The 19,245-nt window shown below is 33.6% G+C and carries 19 protein-coding genes and 1 other annotated feature; of the genes, 15 read left to right on the top strand and 4 right to left on the bottom strand.

Annotated features, from left to right (window positions below; genetic code table 11):
- The first annotated feature begins 52 nt into the window (after positions 1–52).
- The 7 genes from JFU54_RS26795 to JFU54_RS26825 all read left to right on the top strand — a co-directional run bounded on the left by JFU54_RS26795 (position 53) and on the right by JFU54_RS26825 (position 6,332).
- A complete protein-coding gene (locus tag JFU54_RS26795; protein WP_193653019.1) occupies positions 53–490 on the top strand; it encodes an SseB family protein in 438 nt (145 codons plus the stop codon).
- 56 nt (positions 491–546) lie between these two features.
- Positions 547–1,938 carry a WXG100 family type VII secretion target gene (locus JFU54_RS26800; RefSeq protein ID WP_201067121.1) on the top strand — a complete coding sequence of 464 codons (1,392 nt, stop codon included), beginning with the start codon at positions 547–549 and terminating at the stop codon, positions 1,936–1,938.
- Between the two features lie 13 nt (positions 1,939–1,951).
- On the top strand, positions 1,952–2,329 hold the full coding sequence (locus JFU54_RS26805) for an immunity 22 family protein (protein ID WP_000414798.1): 378 nt from the start codon (positions 1,952–1,954) through the stop codon (positions 2,327–2,329).
- 870 nt (positions 2,330–3,199) lie between these two features.
- Positions 3,200–3,982 (top strand): recombinase family protein, encoded by a 783-nt coding sequence (locus tag JFU54_RS26810; RefSeq protein ID WP_201067123.1) that lies wholly within the window; start codon positions 3,200–3,202, stop codon positions 3,980–3,982.
- 158 nt (positions 3,983–4,140) lie between these two features.
- The gene (locus tag JFU54_RS26815) at positions 4,141–5,376 is read left to right on the top strand and encodes an IS110 family RNA-guided transposase (RefSeq protein WP_201067125.1); all 1,236 of its coding nucleotides are present in this window, start codon (positions 4,141–4,143) and stop codon (positions 5,374–5,376) included.
- 203 nt (positions 5,377–5,579) lie between these two features.
- The gene (locus tag JFU54_RS29935) at positions 5,580–5,957 is read left to right on the top strand and encodes a hypothetical protein (protein ID WP_307838322.1); all 378 of its coding nucleotides are present in this window, start codon (positions 5,580–5,582) and stop codon (positions 5,955–5,957) included.
- 18 nt (positions 5,958–5,975) lie between these two features.
- On the top strand, positions 5,976–6,332 hold the full coding sequence (locus JFU54_RS26825; protein ID WP_201067132.1) for a hypothetical protein: 357 nt from the start codon (positions 5,976–5,978) through the stop codon (positions 6,330–6,332).
- Positions 6,333–7,089: 757 nt separating this feature from the next.
- On the opposite strand, the gene JFU54_RS29500 is transcribed toward JFU54_RS26825, so the two are convergent.
- On the bottom strand, positions 7,090–7,596 hold the full coding sequence (locus JFU54_RS29500) for a hypothetical protein (RefSeq protein WP_242489453.1): 507 nt from the start codon (positions 7,594–7,596) through the stop codon (positions 7,090–7,092).
- Positions 7,597–8,317: 721 nt separating this feature from the next.
- Positions 8,318–8,566, top strand: a binding site (T-box leader).
- A gap of 116 nt (positions 8,567–8,682) precedes the next feature.
- Between JFU54_RS29500 and JFU54_RS26835 the strand changes: the two genes are divergently transcribed.
- Positions 8,683–10,023: a sodium-dependent transporter gene (locus JFU54_RS26835; RefSeq protein WP_201067134.1), complete on the top strand. Its 1,341-nt coding sequence runs from the start codon at positions 8,683–8,685 to the stop codon at positions 10,021–10,023.
- Positions 10,024–10,059: 36 nt separating this feature from the next.
- The gene (locus JFU54_RS26840) at positions 10,060–10,974 is read left to right on the top strand and encodes an alpha/beta fold hydrolase (RefSeq protein ID WP_003188949.1); all 915 of its coding nucleotides are present in this window, start codon (positions 10,060–10,062) and stop codon (positions 10,972–10,974) included.
- Positions 10,975–11,013: 39 nt separating this feature from the next.
- Here JFU54_RS26840 and JFU54_RS26845 read toward each other — a convergent pair whose 3' ends face one another.
- Together JFU54_RS26845 and JFU54_RS26850 are read right to left on the bottom strand one after the other, a co-directional pair.
- The gene (locus JFU54_RS26845; RefSeq protein WP_088292690.1) at positions 11,014–11,589 is read right to left on the bottom strand and encodes a nucleotidyltransferase family protein; all 576 of its coding nucleotides are present in this window, start codon (positions 11,587–11,589) and stop codon (positions 11,014–11,016) included.
- A gap of 24 nt (positions 11,590–11,613) precedes the next feature.
- Complete coding sequence (locus JFU54_RS26850; protein ID WP_002141610.1) at positions 11,614–12,411, bottom strand: lipid II flippase family protein; 798 nt, start codon at positions 12,409–12,411, stop codon at positions 11,614–11,616.
- A gap of 191 nt (positions 12,412–12,602) precedes the next feature.
- Here JFU54_RS26850 and JFU54_RS26855 point away from each other — a divergent pair, with 191 nt between their 5' ends.
- The 6 genes from JFU54_RS26855 (at position 12,603) to JFU54_RS26880 (ending at position 18,502) form a co-directional block, all read left to right on the top strand.
- Complete coding sequence (locus tag JFU54_RS26855; protein ID WP_201067136.1) at positions 12,603–13,280, top strand: HAD family hydrolase; 678 nt, start codon at positions 12,603–12,605, stop codon at positions 13,278–13,280.
- A gap of 356 nt (positions 13,281–13,636) precedes the next feature.
- On the top strand, positions 13,637–15,076 hold the full coding sequence (locus JFU54_RS26860) for a GntP family permease (protein ID WP_201067137.1): 1,440 nt from the start codon (positions 13,637–13,639) through the stop codon (positions 15,074–15,076).
- A 378-nt stretch (positions 15,077–15,454) separates the two neighbouring features.
- Positions 15,455–16,657 carry an iron-containing alcohol dehydrogenase gene (locus JFU54_RS26865; RefSeq protein ID WP_201067139.1) on the top strand — a complete coding sequence of 401 codons (1,203 nt, stop codon included), beginning with the start codon at positions 15,455–15,457 and terminating at the stop codon, positions 16,655–16,657.
- Positions 16,658–16,804: 147 nt separating this feature from the next.
- A complete protein-coding gene (locus JFU54_RS26870) occupies positions 16,805–17,503 on the top strand; it encodes an aspartate/glutamate racemase family protein (protein WP_002012596.1) in 699 nt (232 codons plus the stop codon).
- A gap of 88 nt (positions 17,504–17,591) precedes the next feature.
- Positions 17,592–18,065: an SAM-dependent methyltransferase gene (locus JFU54_RS26875; RefSeq protein ID WP_002189477.1), complete on the top strand. Its 474-nt coding sequence runs from the start codon at positions 17,592–17,594 to the stop codon at positions 18,063–18,065.
- The gene (locus tag JFU54_RS26880; protein ID WP_002085894.1) at positions 18,062–18,502 is read left to right on the top strand and encodes a GNAT family N-acetyltransferase; all 441 of its coding nucleotides are present in this window, start codon (positions 18,062–18,064) and stop codon (positions 18,500–18,502) included. The genes JFU54_RS26875 and JFU54_RS26880 overlap by 4 nt, the downstream gene beginning before the upstream one ends.
- 55 nt (positions 18,503–18,557) lie before the next feature.
- Here JFU54_RS26880 and JFU54_RS26885 read toward each other — a convergent pair whose 3' ends face one another.
- Positions 18,558–19,085 (bottom strand): HAD-IIIA family hydrolase, encoded by a 528-nt coding sequence (locus tag JFU54_RS26885; protein ID WP_012260856.1) that lies wholly within the window; start codon positions 19,083–19,085, stop codon positions 18,558–18,560.
- Positions 19,086–19,245: the final 160 nt, after the last annotated feature.

Here is a 19,245-nt window from a genome sequence, read left to right on the forward strand (position 1 = left end):
TCTTACCCTAGGTAAGATGGCGAAATTTATTCCAAATAAGGAGTGAAAGTTAATGAGTTTACTAGAAATTAGTCCATTAGATGAGGCGTTAGTGGAAGCTTTACAAAACGAAGAAAAAAGAGGCCATTTTTATGAGATATTACAGAAATCAAATTTATTCGTTGTTGCTTCTGTCGAAGGGGATACAAGTGTAGATGAAGAAGGGAATTTGATTTCTACTAATAATACACAATTACAAATTCATTATTTTGAAATGGAAGAAGGATTAATGTTACCACTGTATTCTGATTTAAAGCATCTAGAAATGGTTATTCCAGAAGAATGTCCGTATGTCTCTATGAATGCAGTTGAATTATTGAAAACGATAGATTTAGAGGCAAATGTCATATTGAACCCACGAACAAAATTTCAAAAATTATTTGTAAAGGAAGAAATTGAAGCGATTTGTGATAACAGTATTTTTGATGTTTTCTCTAAAGAGAATAAGTAAAAATTGATGCAGTTCTATTTCTTTTTGGTATAAAATAGAGGAAGGTGGGAGAAGGTTTGGAGATTAAAGTCAAACCTGAACAACTCGAACAAATTGCCAAAAACATATCAGAGATGCAAACACACAGCCAGAATATACAACAAAATCTCAATCAATCCATGTTTAGTATTCAAATGCAATGGCAAGGAGCGACGAGTCAGCATTTTTATGGGGAATATATGAGATCAATGAGACTCATGGAATCTTACATACGTAACTTACAAGTTACAGAAAAAGAATTACGGCGTATTGCTCAAAAGTTTCGTCAAGCAGATGAAGAATATCAAAAGAAACAAAATGAAAAATTGAAAGAAACCCATAAAAAAGAAAAGAAACATGAAAAATCATGGTGGGAAAAGGGAATAGAAGGAGCAGCTGAATTCATCGGAGTGAATGATGCAATTCGTGCAGTTACTGGTAAAGACCCTATTACAGGAAAAGAATTATCAACAAAAGAAAGACTCATCGCTGCAGGATGGACACTCCTAAACTTTGTTCCTGTTGGAAAAGTTGCGAGTCTTGCTGGAAAAGGAATAAAGTATGTCGCCTCTAGCTTCGGGAAGACAATTGTAAAAGCAGGAAAAGGACTAGGCGAAGGCATAACGATGGTGGCTGGAAAAGCTGGAAAAGCAGCGGTCGATGGAATAAAAACAGCCACCCACAAAGTAAAAGAGGGTGTAAATTTTGTAGCCTCCACAGCAAAAGGCTTTGCCGACAAAATCGGAAGCTTATGGAACAAAGGTGCCACAACCGTAAAAACAACTTTCTTGCAGGGGAATGAAAAGATTCAGTACGCAGTAAAAACATTACTGGAGTACAAATGGATCCCAGGTTTAGGAAAAGCCTACGTCATGCCTGGAGTAGGAATGGTCCGAGAGATGGGACAGCATTCTCTGAAAGATGCTTATCAGTATATGAAAAGTGTTGGAGAGAAGGGTGTTAAGGGTACGGGTGAAGGTAGTAAGATAGAGAATATATCTAAATTAACTACAGAAGATATCCCGACTGCAAAAAGTGGCAAATTTAATGATTTCTTTAATTCTCTTTCTAGTGCAGAATTGGATGGATTATGGAAAGATAAAAAGATTAGAAAGAAAATTGAACGTCAGCTTAGAGAACCTGGTGGTTTACATGAATGGCATTTAGTATCGAGGGCTCCACAATTCAAGTTTTGGGATATAAGTGCTGAAAAAATTAAAGATTTAAGAACAGCAATATCTGATGTTAAATTTGTAAATCCTAAAGGCGTTCATGGAGGATTAGGTTCTACAAAAGCACATAATGAATTATTGGCAATTATTGATACATCAAATGACTATAACACATTTATTAGAAGACTTAATAATTGGGCTTACTATAGATTAGAGGGTGGAATTTCATCATTGCCAGAAGGATTAAGATTAAAATAGGGGTGTGTTATTTATGGAAAAGCAAGGAATGGTTTCAATATGGTTAGGTAATATTAAAACACAAAACCAGTTAGAGAAATACGTCAATTTAACATACGATGAAGACGGAGAGTCTGTACCTTCTAAATTTTTTGTAGATTTCAATATTGATATGGATGAAACAGATGAGGATTTTATTGAAAAAGCGGTATTAGAAGAAAAGAGTGATAATATCTCTGCTTTATTAGAGGGGTGTTCATATGAGGAAATTATACTACCTAAAATTAGAGGATATGTTAACGTAAATAAGTTATATAACGCTGTTATTTTAATTTACAATTTTGAGTACGAGAACCTAGTTAACTCTTTTGAGGATTTTGATTATATTACTTCTACTAGTTACTTACAATAGTAATTTTTTGATTGAAATTTGAATAAACTGCTGAATAGTGAAGAGCGTTAATCTTATATTAATTTGAAACCTTGATGGGCTATATGCCTCTCAAGGTTTTTATAATTTTATGTTAAAATTAAAAGCTTATAGTAAAAAGAAAAGTGCATGGGATTGGTTACAATGACTTTATAAGTATTGCAACTACACTTACTACTCGATATATACTTTACATAAGAAAATGAAAAAGCTCGTGGTGTTAAAGTTTAAATATACATTAGCACATATACGAATGGAAAATAAAGTACATGTGAAGTGGATAGAAAAAATAATAGGGTGTTTGAGAATACGTACTCCATGATGGTTGTACCATCATGGAGTACTATGTGCAATGATAGAATAGAAAAGGAAGTATGAGCTTAGGCGAGATGACATTTTACATGGCGATGAATATAAACACATGGAATGTATATTAAACTAACGAGCTCGTACAAACTCGTAAGTTTTAACGTAGTAGTTGTCATGACATATAAAAGGTGTCATACTGTTACTACAAAACTTACAAATTTATGCTACTTAAAAACATATGAACTTAAAGTACTTGATTGTCAATTAAAGGCAACAAGTGCTTTTTTGCGTTTTAGCGTAGAAATTTAAAAGAGCACTATAATTTTATAAGTGCATTAAGTGTTAAATTTTTATTGTTGTTTTATAGACTGTAGTGGCTATGTACAGTGTACGACGATAGTAGAGGAAAAAATAAAGGGTTGTGTTATTTTTTGAAGTCATCGTAAAGTACGTTTTAACGGATGGACGTTATGCATACGTTATCCGCAAAAAACGGGTAAACGTTACAGGGACTTTAATTGCTGTAACGGGAAGGTGCTCAATATGGGAGAGAAAGTAGTTGGTTATGTACGAGTTTCAACGGAAGGACAAGTGCGTGAAGGGTATAGCCTAACGTATCAAGTAGAAGAAATTGAACGGTACTGCATCGAAAATAAACTACAACTGCTTCACATATACGAAGATAAAGGAATCAGCGGAGCGACAGTAGATGAAGATGGATTAACAGTTGAACGTGAAGGTCTACAAGAGCTATTGTCGGATATGGCATATCATCAAGTGCGCAAAGTTATTGTACTAAATACATCTCGGTTATGGCGCTCTGATATGGCAAAAGTGTTAATACAACGAGAGCTAAAGAAACACAAGGTAGATGTGAAAGCAATTGAACAACCAAATTATAGTATATACACGCATGACCCAAATGACTTTTTAGTAAATGGTATGTTAGAGCTATTAGATCAATATCAACGTCTTGAGATTGCATTAAAGCTAAGTAGAGGCAGAAAGAAAAAAGCAGAACAAGGTGGATATGCGGGGGGCGGTGTGATGTTTGGTTATAGAGTAAAGAAAGGACAAAAAGTGTTAGAGGTAGATGCGGAGAAAGCGATAGTTGTACGTAGACTATTTGAATTAAGACACTTTTTTAAACATTGGTCGCTAACTCAATTGGCAGAACGACTAAATAGGGAAGGGTATTGTACTGAGAAAGGAAAGTTGTTTACGAAAGTGCAAGTGAAACGTATGTTAGACCGAGAGAACTTTTATCGAGGGGTATATACATACGGGCAAATACAAACAATTGGGAAACATCCGGCAATTATATAATAGTCGTACTTAAAAAAATCACTCATTTTACTATATGTACTTATGAAATTATGAAAATGGATAGGCTTGCGTACCTATGCGCATCGGAAGATGAACGCTCGAACTAAGGTTGCCGACATTTTTATATATGACTAAATCATTGAATAGAGGGATGAGTTATGCATAATAGACAGAACTATTTGTATGTAGGAGTAGATTTACATAAGGAGCATCATACGGCTGTTATTATTAATTGTTGGCAAGAGAAATTAGGAGAAATACAATTTGAGAATAAACCATCTGCATTTTCGAAGTTTTTATTAGAAGTAGAGACATATGTGAGTGATGGTTTATCAGTTGTATTTGGTTTAGAGGATGTTGGCGGTTATGGAAGAGCATTAGCGAAATATTTAGTAGATCATGAACAAGTAGTGAAAGAAGTAAATCCAGCTTTATCATTTTTAGAACGAAAGAGCCAAGTGATGATACAAAAAAATGATAGTTGGGATGCGGAATGCGTAGCCCGTATACTAATAAATAAGTTAAATCAATTACCAGATGTAAAGCCAAACGATTTATTTTGGTCGATACAACAACTAGTGTCAAGAAGGAATGCATTAGTAAAAGCACAAAGTGCGTTAAAGAACCAATTACATATTCAATTAAACCACCATTATCCAAGTTATAAAAAGTTTTTCTCAGAGTTAGATGGAAAAACAGCATTAGCATTTTGGGAGCAATATCCGTCACCCTCTTGTTTAGAGGGGACGAATATAAAGCAATTAACAGCTTTTTTATTAGATGTTAGCAACAATACATGTTCAGTAAAGAAAGCAAGCGACATATTAAAACTTGTAAAAGAAGATGGACATACAATGAAGGAATATCAAGACACACGAGACTTTTTAGTAAGAAGTATTGTACGGGAGATTGAGTTTAAAAAGAAAGAAATGAAATACATCGAAAGAGAATTAAAACAGCTAGTAAATCTACTAGATTATCAATTAGAGACGATGCCGGGAATAGAACTTGTGACGGCATCAGCATTAATAGCTGAGATAGGAGATATAAGACGAGTTCTAAATGCCAATAAATTAGCACGATTTGCGGGGATTGCGCCTGTTTACTTTGGTTCTGGTGGGAAAGGTAAGACACATAAAAGCAAACAAGGAAAAAGGGCGCTACATGCTTTATTTTATAATTTAGCAGTACAGCAAGTGCAAGTAGCAAAAGGAAGTAAGAAGCCACGGAATCCAGTGTTTCATGCGTACTACCAAAAGAAATTAAAAGAAGGAAAAACAAAAGGACAAGCATTGGTATGTATTATGAGAAGGCTTGTAAACATTGTATATGGCATGATGAAATATAAAACAGCTTATGAGTTGCCGGTAGTGGAAGAAAAAGAAGTAGTTTAATAAGGTATACGTGGTTTGTTTTTTTATTGTGAGGGTTTAAGATTACAACATAGGGTACGGGTGAAGCTCTGGGGAATAAAAAAGTAGCAGTAGGAGAAGAGATTATTGCCCAAAGGGTACTGAAAGCAGAACTTGATTTAACACCAAAACTTACACCATACAAATCTTTAAGTAGGGGTCAGCAGAAAAAAATAAAAGAAAAGATTGAAAATCGTACAGTAACAAAAGAAGAATATAAAAGATATCAATGGGATAAAAGATTTTCAAAAAGAAGAGCTGCAGGGGTTAATGAATTTTGGAAGCAAGAAAAGAAAAGAATTTTAGATGGAGAACCTACAACAAGGGATTGGACTAATGAACAGATACAAGAGATTTTAAAAGGAAAAAACCCTCAATACAATGGGAAATCAATAATTGGTCATCATACTTACAATGCTATGAATTATCCACATATATGTAATAGAGGAGAATTAATTTATCCTGTAACTGGCAGGGAACATTTAAAGGGTTGGCATGGCGGAAGCTATAGTAAAAATGCACCTGGTAGACCTGTTAATCCAAACTATTTAGAAGAATTTTAATGGAAAGGAGAATAATAGATGAGTAAAATGGCAATTAAAATAAGCTCTAATGGTTTATTTAGTAAATGTGTAGTACCATTAAGAAAGTACACTGGTTTAGGAATTACAGAGATAAAAAATAAAATTGAAAACAAAGATTTTTTTGCCGAAACAGATGCAAATGATATTGATGATATGGAAAATTTAAAAGGATTAGTTGATAACTTATTGAAGTTAGGTGCGGAAGTGAAAATATTTGATAGCGATGAATACGGTGAAGGAATTTTCGATTACCAAGAAATTTCTTACGACGAATTTATAAATAATATTGACCGGTTAAAAGAAATTATGGAAGAATTACAGGATTACGATGATGCTTTGTCTGACGAAGTTTAATTGGTCTTAATAATTATTATTTTGAAAATATATGTTAAGAGCTTGTGTTAGTAAAGCAACATAAGCGAGTGATAAAGCTCATGGTTCTAAAACCATAAATACAAAAGCACATAAGAAAAATGGATGAAAAAGAATGTATTTTTGAAGTGGATAGAAAAATATATTGTGTTTGAAAATATATACTCCATGATGGTTATACCGTCATGGAGTACTGTGTGCAACGATAGAATAGAAAACGAAGTACGAGCTTAGGCGAGATGACATTTTATATGGCGATGAATATAAACACATGGAATGTATATGAAACTAATGAACTCGTACAAGCTCGTAAGTTTTAATGTAATACTTGTTACGATATATAAAAGGTGTCATACTGTTACAATAAAACTTACAAATTTTATGTTACTTAAATACATATGAACTTAAAGCGCTTGATTGTCTACGAAAGGCAACAAGTGCTTTTTTGTGTTTTAACGTGAAAAATTAAAAGAGCACTATAATTTTATAAGTGCGCTAAGTGTTAAATTTTTATAGATTGTAATGGCTGTGAACAGTGTATGACGATAGTAGAGGAAAAAATAAAGGGTTGTATTATTTTTTGAAGTCATCTTAAATTATGTTTTAATGGATAGACGTTATAGGGATTGTAATCATGTCTACTACATCGATAGATAAAAGCTATTCAGCAAAAAGAAGCAGCGTAACAAAAAGAAGATAAAGACGATTTAGATGATTAATATACAATTGGGTATTGCTGTTAATGTTTTGTCATAAATCTTTTCTTAAACGAAAAAAGAAGGTTTCTTTTTTCGTTTTTTTCTTTAGCCAAAACACTTAATAAAAGCGAGTTATCTATATAATTTACATCTTTGTCTAGTGTGCTTTGCATTCCAGATAACATTATGTATACAGCTAAAATAACTATAGTGAAAAATAAAACAGGTCCGAATGCTACCCAAGGTAATACATTTAAAAATTGATGATTGTGACCAAGTAAAACAAGTGTACCAGCAATGTTAAATGAAATGGTTCGAAATAATGCTAAATGCAGCAATAAAACTAAGGTTTGCAGCATTTGCTGATTAATCCAAATAAAAACCTTTGGCATAAGAAAGGGTTTAAAATGAATCTTACAAATGTGAAAAAAACTACCTCCTAATGTTTTAGAACTTATCACAAATTCATTTTGTAGTAATAAACGAATTTCATTACTGAAAAGTTGTACTAAATTTGGTACGCTAATAAAAATTAAAACCGAAATCATATAAGTAAGCCAGAGACGTTCTTCATCAGGAGATACGAACATTACAGGTGATAGTAAAAATATCGCTAGTAAGGTAGTCGGAACGTATTGGAATGTTTCAAATAAAATATCTAAAAAGCGTACATATCGATAAAAGTATGCATGAAGAACACCGAATATAAGTGAAAAAACAATCCGAAAAAAGCTAATAATTACTGCATAAAATATTGGTGTTTTTGCCTCGTAGAGAGTCCAAATTAATACATCACCCCCATGCTGATCTACTCCGAGGGGATGAGAGAAAGATGGGGGTGCTGGGGCAGTACTAGTTATTTTACCATCGACATATTGATAAGCAGGAACAGGTGTGATTTTTCCTGCGTCTACTTTCTCTTTCGTAATATAACTTGAAATTATGATAGTTACTAAAATTAAATTGTAAAGTAGGTGTTGGTTGTATAGCTAGCGATGTTGATGAACTTGGAGATGTACCAAAAAACAATTGTGGTAAAGAACAAATCCCAATAATACCAAGGATAATGAACAGTGAGCGGATAATAAAAAAACATCCACCCTTTAAAAGTGACGTAACGTATTTTTTCCTTATATTTTTATTTGTAAATATTTTCTATGTGATTTTATAAAAATCCTTTTCGACAAAAAAAAAAATATATCCCTTGACAGTTATAAATATAACCGATATACTTCATATTAATTTCAAAAGAAAATATATTCTAAATATTAAAATGTGTTGAATAGGAGTAGTAAGGTCATGTATTTGTGCAGAGAGCTATGGGTTGGTGCGACATAGTCAAATGACATCCTGAACTCGCCTAGGAGCAGTAAGGTGGAACGGAATCACATTCTTAGTAAATCTTAACGGTTAACCTTCGATATTAGGTTTGTAATCAAACGATTACTACTAAGGTGGATTCATAATGGAATCAATAAGGGTGGTACCGCGTTAAGTAAATGGCTTAGCGTCTCTTTATATAGAGACGTTGGGCCATTTTTTTATTTTATAGAAAAAGAAATGGAGGTTTTATTCAGATTGATCAATAACATTTATTTATTAATATAAAATGATTTTAGCAGGAGGAAAATAGGATGAAACAGACGGAGCAATGGACTTCGAAATTAGGTTTTATAATGGCAGCAGCAGGATCAGCAATTGGACTTGGCGCAATATGGAAGTTCCCTTATATTGCTGGAAAGAGCGGGGGAGGAGCATTCTTTTTAATCTTTATATTATTTACTGTATTAATTGGATTACCGCTACTTATAGCTGAATTTATGATTGGACGCAGTACACAGAAACAAGCAGTTGGAGCATTTAAAAGTATCGCACCAAATACAGGATGGCACTGGATTGGGCGTCTTGGGGTTGGGACTTGTTTTATATTACTTTCATTTTATAGTGTTGTAGGTGGCTGGGTACTAATTTATTTATTCAGAGGAGTAACTGGACAACTTATTACTCCGGGACAAAATTACGGTTCGTTATTTACTGAAACAATTGGAAATCCGGTTTGGGCTATTACTGGACATTTCGCTTTTATGTTCATTACGATATGGGTTGTATCAAAAGGTGTACAAAACGGAATTGAAAAAGCAAGTAAATATATGCTACCAGCATTGTTCGTTTTATTTGTCGCCCTTATTATTCGTTCATTAACACTGGATAATGCAATGCAAGGTGTGAAGTTTTTCTTACAACCAGATTTCTCAAAGATTACTTCAGAAAGTATTTTGTTCGCAATGGGCCAATCATTCTTTGCGATTAGCATAGGGATTTCGATTATGGTTACGTATAGCTCGTATTTAAATAAAAAAGAAAGTTTACCAAAATCAGCAGTTACGATTGTCGGATTGAATTTATTCGTTTCTTTATTTGCAGGTCTTGCTATATTTCCAGCAGTATTTTCATTAGGAATGGAGCCGACAGAGGGGCCGGGCTTACTATTTATTGTATTGCCATCTGTATTTAGCCAAATTCCATTCGGAGGATTGTTCTTGACTGTATTTCTTGCGCTATTTACATTTGCCACATTAACCTCGGCATTTTCTCTACTAGAGACGGTTGTTTCAGCATTAGCAAATGGTGAACAAGAAAGAAGAGCTAAACTATCATGGATCATCGGGTTCTGCATTTTCCTAGCAGGTATACCATCTGCCTTATCATTTGGAGTATGGAGTGATATTACGATTTTTGGGAAGAATATTTTTGATGCAGTAGACTTCTTATCTAGTAATATATTAATGCCGCTGGGAGCATTATTTATTAGTATTTTCGTATCATTCAAGATGGAAAAGAAAGTGTTAGAAGCTGAATTTTTTGTAGGTGGAAATTACGGAAAGATAGTATTTACTATCTGGGCATTTTTACTTCGATTTGTAGCACCACTTGCGATAGTTATCGTATTTTTAAATGTAATAGGGATTATTTAAGTTTAAATGTTATAATATTCAGTAAAAAAGAAGGTAATGATAATAAAAACAAATTTGATTGAAGTTGGGAAATATATGAACATTAGAGGGAAAAAGCTATACGTTGAAACACATGGAAGTCCTAAAAATAAACCAGTATTATTTTTACACGGTGGTCCAGGTGAAAGCTGTTATGATTTTTCATTTCATCAAGCGGAACGATTAAAAGATTCCTTATATGTAATTATGATAGATCAAAGAGGGGTTTGTCGGTCAGAAGTAATTACCGAAGAAGAAACTTTTGGACTATGTGATTTAATTGAAGACTGTGAAGAACTAAGAAAAGTATTACAAATTGAGAAATGGTCTGTAATTGGACATTCTTTCGGTGGATATTTAGCGTTGTTATATGCGTCGATGTATCCAAATTCAATAGAGAAAATAATATTTGAAGGTCCGACTTTCGATTTTGCATTAACAAGTAGGGCCTTACTACAAAAGACAGGAACTTTATTAAAAAAGTATGGAAAAGAATTAGTGGCAGAAGACTGCTTTGCTTATTCATCTAATAATGCTAGTTCAGAAGAGTTGTTAGAAGCTTATATAAGATTAAGTGCTGAATTAGAAGAAAAAAGAATGGAGATTTACAATTATAAAAAAGATGAGACAGACGATAGTTTATATAGTGATGAAGAGTGGGAAGTATTTTCAAATCGCTCCAAAATCCATTTTGATAGATTAAAATCAGAGGGAGCATGTCATACGTCATTATTATCTAAAATAAAAGATATACAAAATCCAATGTTATTAATTGTAGGAAAACATGATGTAGTAACGTGTGAAAAACAAATTGAAACATTTAATAAAGATGCTCAAAATGGGAAGCATATCATATTCGAAGAGAGTGGCCATACACCACATTATGAGGAAGCTGATCGATTTGCTGAAACAGTCATTCATTTTTTGAACTAAAAAAGAAAGAGCGCTTCGTATAATGCGAAGCGCTCTATTTTAAATTTCTGGATAAGTGATTGTAATATTAGGCCATTTACTTTGCCATTTCTTTTGATTAACTCTTTTGTTGTACATATGTATTCGTTCTTTCGTTTCAAGAAAATGAGGTGTAGGTTTCACTTGTAATGAAAGTACATCTTCTATTCCGCATGGGGATGTTAATATGACTTTGTTTTGTTCGTCCAAAGAAACACCAAGAGCGGTTGCTGTTTCAGGAAATTTAGAAATAGCATCAACAGAAGAAGAGTATGGCGGCATTCCATTCACTACATGCATGCGAGTTTGATTTTTTACTGACCAAGGGATAGAGGCATCCATATTCGTCAGCTTCTGTTCTAATGATTGTTCGTACACCTCATCTTTATGTAATGCATCATAATAAATGACATCAACGTCTGGTGTAGCTGTTCTTACTTTGTAGTTATGTAATGCATCCCAAATTTTAGAACGGACAAACCCGGCACAAATCCACCAATCAGGTAGCTCTAGTGATTTTGCCATTTGTAATACATTCATCATCCATTCGTCATTTTCTATTAAGTGAATTAAATCTTGCTCTGTTTTTATATTCATCGATAAATACACCTTCCTAGTAGATTAATGCATCAGCTCAATAATCCATAAAATCCAGTGAGCACCTGGTACAAATAAAAGTTGTGCTAATAAGGTGCCGAGAAGTCTAGAAATCATTAGCCAACCATACATTTTACTCATAGATTCAGCGCCATTTTCTGATTGTAAAGCACGTTCTGTCAAAAGTGCTATACGTGGATCGAGTAACACTGTTAATAAAATTGTAGCAAAACCATTCACAAGGCCAGAAGCTGTACTTGCATTTGTTGCGTAATCTGGATTTAGAAAAGAAGCATAAAGGGCAGAAAGAACACCTGCTGTATAAATTGCAGTAGCAAACATGTTAATAAGCATAATACGCTTTGGGATACCACCGATACGCAATCTATGAATCATTTCAAATCTTGGAAAGCGCACATATTTTTTTGTGTACTTTAATTTTTGAATGTTATTTGTTTTCATCATTCGAATGAAAGAACCATCTGTTTCAAAGTTTTGAATGACATATCCAAATAGTTTTGTCAAAGTTGGATAAAGAATAATCGCAAGTAATGTACCGATGGAAGCAGATAATAGTACAAGTCGTATAGTATGCTCTAAATTAATAGAAGCATCTCGTTTTGCGTCATCGACAATCCCGCCAATTAAAAAGGCTTGTAGTAAATTTGACGTTCTTGAAATAAGTAATACCATTCCTACGACAGATAAGGCAACGACAATCTTTTTTAAACGAACACCAGCTAATCGAATACTATAAGAACTAGTTTCGACTGCGTGGATGACAATTGTGAAAGCCATTATAAAAATTAACGTAATTGACATGTGATTCACCAGTTTCTATTAAATTAAGTATAACTTTTTCACTTTATCATATCTTTTGTGATTTTGTAACTGAAAGTATAAGGGTTAGAAAAAGTAATTTTCTGAAAAGTTAGATGGTGATAGTATAGTAAAGGGATAAGGAGGAGAATGGCCTTAATGGGGTACATATAAAATCAGTGGGGGAATTAAATATGTATACAACATTTCTATTTGATTTAGATGGAACATTAACTGATCCGAAAGAAGGGATAATCAATGCTGTTCTATACGTGTTAGAAAAAATGGGGATTGAAGAAGTGAATATAAGTGAGTTAGATTCATTTATCGGCCCACCAATACAACAATCTTTTGCAGATAGATATAATATGAATGAAATAGAAGTAGAACGAGCGGTGTTTTACTTTCGGGAATATTTAAAGCAAAGTGGTTTATTAGAGAATAAAGTATACGATGGAATTGGAGCCCTATTGCAAGAATTAAAGGATGCTGGCAATCGTTTGTTTGTAGCAACTTCAAAGCCTACTGTATTTGCGAAACAAGTAATAGAGCACTTTCAGTTAACAACTTTTTTTGAAGAGATTGTGGGGAGTAATTTAGATGGGACAAGAATACAAAAGGAAGAAATAATTGCTCATATTTTACAAACAAATGAAGAACTTAAAAAAGAAGAAATGGTGATGATTGGTGATAGAAAGCATGACGTAATCGGTGCGAACAGTAACGGAATTGCTTCAATAGGTGTATTGTATGGATATGGTAATGAGAATGAATTGAGCGATGCTGGGGCGATTCATATAGTGAAAGATGTCGAAGAGTTACAAAGATTTTGTATAGAGAATAGTACGATAAACTATAGAAATAGAACCTAGAAATCCCTTTATAACATATGACGATGAAATCGTTTTTGTTTAAAGGGATTTTACATATGTAATCGAATACTATAATTAGACAATTTTAGCATGAAAAATTTGTAATAAAGTAAAACTTTAATTAGTGGAAGTTTTGTCCATCCGGCACTGATTAACAGCCCCACCAATCGGGCTGTTACGAGCAGTTGAAATCCCGCCTAGCTTCTGCACATTTGCTGAATTTTAAGGTGGGAGTCTTACTGCCCGCAAATAGCGGGATAAAAAGAGGAGGAATGTCATGAAATAAAAGGGTTCGAAATACGAGTAAAAGTTCGTCGTTAAAAGATTGAATTTTCAGTTTAAAAGGAGGGTTATAATTGGAGCTAGTTATTATTTTATTAGCACTTAGTTTACTCATGTTTGTAGCATATAAAGGATTTTCTGTAATATTATTCGCACCGATTTTTGCATTATTTGCGGTATTTTTGACAGAGCCTAGTTTTGTATTACCTTTCTTTTCAAATATTTTCATGGAGAAAATGGTAGGATTTATTAAATTATATTTCCCTGTGTTTTTACTTGGAGCAATATTTGGGAAAGTAGTAGAAATGTCAGGAATCGCTGATTCCATCGCAAAGACCATTGTAGAGTTAGTTGGAGAAAAACGTACAATTTTAGCGATTGTTCTAATGGGAGCTATTTTAACGTATAGCGGTGTTAGCGTATATGTAGTGGTGTTCGCTATATTTCCGTTTGCGGCTAAGTTGTTTCGACAAGCGGATATTCCGAAGCGTCTAATCCCTGGAACGATTGTTCTTGGAGCAGTAACGTTTACAATGGATGCGCTACCTGGATCACCACAAATTCAAAACGTAATACCTACAACCTTTTTTAAAACGGACATTTATGCTGCGCCGATACTTGGTATTGTAGGGGCAATTTTTGTTCTTACATTAGGTTTACTATATTTAGAGAGTAGACGTAAGAAGGCAAAAGAAGCAGGTGAAGGATATTTTGGTTTTAACGATGGGAATTCTGAAATGGCAGCATCTTTGCAATTAGAACAAAAAGATATGCCGATATTAAGCAGTATTGAAATTACAAGAGTACAGCAAGTAATTGCGTTTGTACCACTTATTTTAGTAGGTGTAATGAATAAAGTTTTCACAATCATGATACCAAAGTGGTATCCAGATGGTTTTGATTTCTCAGCTATTGGTATGAAAGCATTTGGAAAAGTTGAATTAAGTGCGGTAGTTGGGATTTGGTCTGTAGAATTGGCACTTATTATAGGGATTTTATCAACGCTTTTATTATATTGGAAACGAGTAGTAACTGGATTTCAAGCTGGATTGAATACAAGTATTGGTGGAGCGCTACTTGCAACAATGAATACAGGCGCGGAGTTTGGATTTGGTGGTGTTATTGCAGCACTTCCAGGCTTTGCAATTATGAGAGATAGCATCTCTGCAACTTTCACGAATCCATTAGTAAATGGGGCAGTAACGACGAATATTTTAGCTGGAATTACAGGTTCAGCATCAGGCGGAATGGGAATTGTGTTAAGTGCGATGGGGGATAAATTTATTGCAGCGGCCAATCAATATGATATTCCATTAGAAGTTATGCACCGCATTGTATCAATGGCATCAGGCGGAATGGATACATTACCACATAATGGTGCAATTATTACTATTCTAACGGTAACAGGATTAACACATAAACAGTCGTATAAAGATATATTCGCTATTACAATTTTGAAAACGATTGCTGTATTTGCAGTCATCGCATTCTATACTTTAACAGGGATCTATTAATACTAGTTAATATACGAAAAGAAAATATTTATTAGATTGATATTTTACATAATAAAATATTTATTGTAACTACTCAGTCACTCTATGAAAAATCGGCAGAAAAGTTTTTTAAGTTGGTCGAGAGGGGACTTGGCTATTTATAGGAGCGGTCAGGGTCTTTCCTGCCACGCGCAAAGTTTTAAAACAAAGAAAGGTAGTAAGGTGTAGGTCCATTTTTATCTTCATGGCAACAATCTATATACTGAAAAATGAAAACAACTTTCTATAGTTAATAAGGGGGCTTATTTTAATTGGAATAATAGACTTTATCAAACTTCTGAATGAAATGCATGGCTGAGTAGTTGCAAATATTTATTATAGATAGAAGGGGTGGAGTACTTGCAAGAAGTTGCTGAGTTTCGTATGCCGAAGTCTGTATTATATGGAAGAAATTCGTTTGAAAAACTAGGGGATCAATCAAGAAAGTTAGGGAAAAGGGCTTTTATTGTCAGTGATACAATTATGGAGAGTTTCGGTTATGTTGAAAGATGTGTGGATCACTTAAATACGAAAGGGATTACTGTTATTACGTACAATGAAGTAAACACTGAGCCTACAAATTTACACGTATTGGAAGCGTTATCTATTTGTAAAGGAGGAAAATGCGATTTTATCATAGGTATTGGAGGAGGAAGCTGTATTGATGCTGCGAAAGCAGTAGCAGTGTTATATACAAATGGTGGAGAAATTGAGGATTACGTCCAAAAGGATATAGAAATAGAATACAATCCACTACCGCTAATCGCAATCCCGACGACTTCTGGTACTGGATCGGAAGTAACAAGTGTAGCAGTAATTACAAATAAAAAAACAGATGTGAAAATGATGATAAAACATCCAAGCTTTATCCCTCATATTGCTATAATAGACCCGATTTTTACAAGTTCGGTACCACCTCATATTACAGCAGCAACGGGAGTAGATGCATTATGCCATGCAATTGAAGCTTATATTTCTAAAGTTTCACAACCTCTTACAGATGTTCTTGCTCTTTCAGCTATTGAAAGCATTATGAAATATTTACGTATCGCATATGAAGATGGAGATAATATGGAAGCAAGGGAAGCAATGATGATTGCTTCATTACAAGCTGGGATTGCTTTTTCAAATGCATCTGTTACATTAGTGCATGGTATGTCCCGTCCAGTGGGAGCATTATTCCATGTACCACATGGAATATCGAATGCAATACTATTACCTACAGTTTTAGAGTTTACAAAAATGAGTGCAATAAAAAGGTTAGCAGAAGTAGGACGTAGCTTAAACAAAGATTTGTATTCTCATTCTGATGAAGAAGTAGCGAACTACACGATTGCTGAAATTAAGAAACTTTGTTTTGATCTTCGTATTCCTAATTTAAGAGAATACGGAATTGACGAAGTTGAATTTGAAAATGCTATTTCTAAAATGGCGAAAGATGCAATTGCAAGTGGTAGCCCAGGAAATAATCCACGAGTTCCTTCTTATGATGAAATCAAACAGTTGTATCGAGATTGTTTTAATTATCAATATGAAGATTCTATAAAAATATCAGGGCTTTAATTTCGGAATATTATAATAAAATTTCCTTGGAAATAGTTAAAACAAGACTTTATATTATAAATTTAAAGTCTTGTTTTATTGTGTATAATATACATAATAAAATATTGTTATTAGTTTTATAAAAATAGTTTAGGTAGGTGTTTTACTATGAAAACGATAGGTCTTATAGGTGGTATGAGTTGGGAATCAACTTCTGAATACTATCGAATTTTAAATGAAGAAATAAAAAGTAGATTAGGTGGATTACATTCAGCAAAATGTCTGATTAATAGTGTGAATTTTGAAGAGATTGAACGATTCCAGTCTAGCGGAGATTGGGAGGGAGCAGGAGAAGTATTAGGGAATACGGCGTATTCATTGCAGAAAGGAGGAGCAGACTTTATAATCATTTGCACAAATACAATGCATAAAGTAGTTGAGAAAATAAAGGAGAATATTAACATTCCAGTATTACATATTGCGGATGCAACTGCAAAAGAAATAAATAGAAAAGGTATTCAATCGGTTGGTCTGCTTGGAACAAAATATACGATGGAGCAAGATTTCTATAAATCACGTATAGAAGAGAATGATATAAAAGTAATAGTACCATTAGGAAAAGATAGAGAAAAAATAAATGAAGTAATATACAAAGAATTATGTTTAGGAAAGATAACATCTCAATCTAGAGAGTATTATAAAAGAGTTATAGAAGAGTTAGTGCAAAAAGGGGCGCAAGGAATAATATTAGGGTGTACAGAAATAGGGTTATTAATAAAGCAGGAAGACATATCAGTTCCGATATTTGATACAACGCATATACATGCGATTGAAGCAGTCAATTTCGCTTTAGATAATAGATTGTAATTATGTTATGTAAACTTAACTCATTTGTCTGGAAAACATTCAGAAAATATTTTATAATGTAAGTGGTTACATTCAAGGGGGAATGCGGATGTTTTCAGTTCAGCCAATCGCATTTGTACATAATGAAAGAAAGGAAATAAAAGATGATGAGTGGGGAGAAGTAAGATCTTATATTACTTTAACTGATATGTATACAGAGGAAAGTATACAAGGGATTGAAGATTTTTCTCATGTTGAAGTTGTCTTTTATTTTCATAAAGTAACTGATGAACAAATTCAATATTTTGCTAGACATCCTAGAAATAATAATGATTATCCTAAAGTAGGCATTTTTGCACAGCGCGGGAAAAATCGTCCGAATCGCATAGGAGCTACAATTGTAAAGGTGATCAAAAGAGAAGGTAAATCAATTATTGTTGAGGGGTTAGATGCTATTGATGGCACCCCTATATTGGATATAAAGCCGATAATGAAAGAGTTTATGCCGAAAGAAGAAATTCTACAGCCTAAATGGGTAACGGATATTATGAAACAATATTGGAAGGGGAATAAAACAAAATGAGAATATATGAGGCAACAATTGCAGATTTAGATGGACTAGCATCTGTTTTTAATAACTATCGCGTATTTTATCGACAAGATTCCGATATTGAAGGAGCAAAAGTGTTTTTACGAAATCGAATCGAGAGAAAAGAATCCATTATTTTCGTGGCAGTTGAAGATGGAGAATATATCGGATTCACGCAACTATATCCATCATTTTCTTCTATTTCGATGAAAGAGTTATGGATTTTAAATGATCTGTTTGTACAAAAGGCGAAGCGCGGAGCCGGAACAGGTAAAAAATTGTTAGAAGCTGCAAAAGAATTTGCCTTAGAAAATGGCGCAAAAGGTGTGAAATTACAAACAGAGATTGATAATTTATCAGCTCAGCGATTATACGCTGAAAATGGATACTTGAGAGATAATCGTTATTTCCATTATGAATTAACTTTTTGAAATATATATAGTTAAATGAGACGTTTTCAATGTGAAGACGTCTCATTTAATTTTTTTATTGATGATTTAAAATCCAATTTGTAGCATCTTCAAAGTTTTCTGCGATGTAGTTTGGTTCAATATGTGCCCATTTATCTCGGAATGTATGTAAAGCATCATATCCAGCGCCAGTTTGAACTAATATAGTCGTTGCATTTACTTTTGCCCCAGCAACAATATCCGTCCAGCGATCACCGATTACAGCGCATTTTGTTAAATCAAGCCCATGTTTTTCCGCTGCTTGCAGGAGCATACCTGTGCTCGGTTTGCGGCATTCACATCCGCCACCATGTTTATGAGGACATAGATAAATATCATCAAAACCAAACCTTTTTAATTCTTGCACAAAATCATTCACAGTTGCTTTTCCATCCGCGATACCTGGTTGATTCGTAAAAGAGAATAGTTTAATATTTTGAGCTTTTAACTTTTGTAAAGATTCCTTTGTAAAAGGAAATAACGTGAAAGAACCTGGATAATGTATTGTAGTATCACCGCCAATTGTTCCGTCACGATCAATGAATATTGCTTCAATGTTTGTCATAGTTATAGTCCTTTCAATTTAAATTAAAATCCACAAACATTAAGTATTCTCTTGAAATATGCTTTTTCCTGCTACTGAAATAAATATGTCGGAAAATGGTATAATAATATATTAAGAGGAATATTTTACTATTTTATTTGGTTGTAATGTAAATGGAAAG

The sequence above is a fragment of the Bacillus sp. TH19 genome (assembly GCF_016651075.1).
Classification (GTDB): domain Bacteria; phylum Bacillota; class Bacilli; order Bacillales; family Bacillaceae_G; genus Bacillus_A; species Bacillus_A mycoides.

Bases quoted from the DNA above. Each gene is read 5' to 3' on its own strand.
- JFU54_RS26795 (WP_193653019.1), top strand. From the start codon at position 53: ATGAGTTTACTAGAAATTAGTCCATTAGATGAGGCGTTAGTGGAAGCT.
- JFU54_RS26805 (WP_000414798.1), top strand. From the start codon at position 1,952: ATGGAAAAGCAAGGAATGGTTTCAATATGGTTAGGTAATATTAAAACA.
- JFU54_RS26810 (WP_201067123.1), top strand. From the start codon at position 3,200: ATGGGAGAGAAAGTAGTTGGTTATGTACGAGTTTCAACGGAAGGACAA.
- JFU54_RS26815 (WP_201067125.1), top strand. From the start codon at position 4,141: ATGCATAATAGACAGAACTATTTGTATGTAGGAGTAGATTTACATAAG.
- JFU54_RS26825 (WP_201067132.1), top strand. From the start codon at position 5,976: ATGAGTAAAATGGCAATTAAAATAAGCTCTAATGGTTTATTTAGTAAA.
- JFU54_RS29500 (WP_242489453.1), bottom strand. From the start codon at position 7,596: ATGATTTCGGTTTTAATTTTTATTAGCGTACCAAATTTAGTACAACTT.
- JFU54_RS26835 (WP_201067134.1), top strand. From the start codon at position 8,683: ATGAAACAGACGGAGCAATGGACTTCGAAATTAGGTTTTATAATGGCA.
- JFU54_RS26840 (WP_003188949.1), top strand. From the start codon at position 10,060: ATGATAATAAAAACAAATTTGATTGAAGTTGGGAAATATATGAACATT.
- JFU54_RS26845 (WP_088292690.1), bottom strand. From the start codon at position 11,589: ATGAATATAAAAACAGAGCAAGATTTAATTCACTTAATAGAAAATGAC.
- JFU54_RS26850 (WP_002141610.1), bottom strand. From the start codon at position 12,411: ATGTCAATTACGTTAATTTTTATAATGGCTTTCACAATTGTCATCCAC.
- JFU54_RS26855 (WP_201067136.1), top strand. From the start codon at position 12,603: ATGTATACAACATTTCTATTTGATTTAGATGGAACATTAACTGATCCG.
- JFU54_RS26870 (WP_002012596.1), top strand. From the start codon at position 16,805: ATGAAAACGATAGGTCTTATAGGTGGTATGAGTTGGGAATCAACTTCT.
- JFU54_RS26875 (WP_002189477.1), top strand. From the start codon at position 17,592: ATGTTTTCAGTTCAGCCAATCGCATTTGTACATAATGAAAGAAAGGAA.
- JFU54_RS26880 (WP_002085894.1), top strand. From the start codon at position 18,062: ATGAGAATATATGAGGCAACAATTGCAGATTTAGATGGACTAGCATCT.
- JFU54_RS26885 (WP_012260856.1), bottom strand. From the start codon at position 19,085: ATGACAAACATTGAAGCAATATTCATTGATCGTGACGGAACAATTGGC.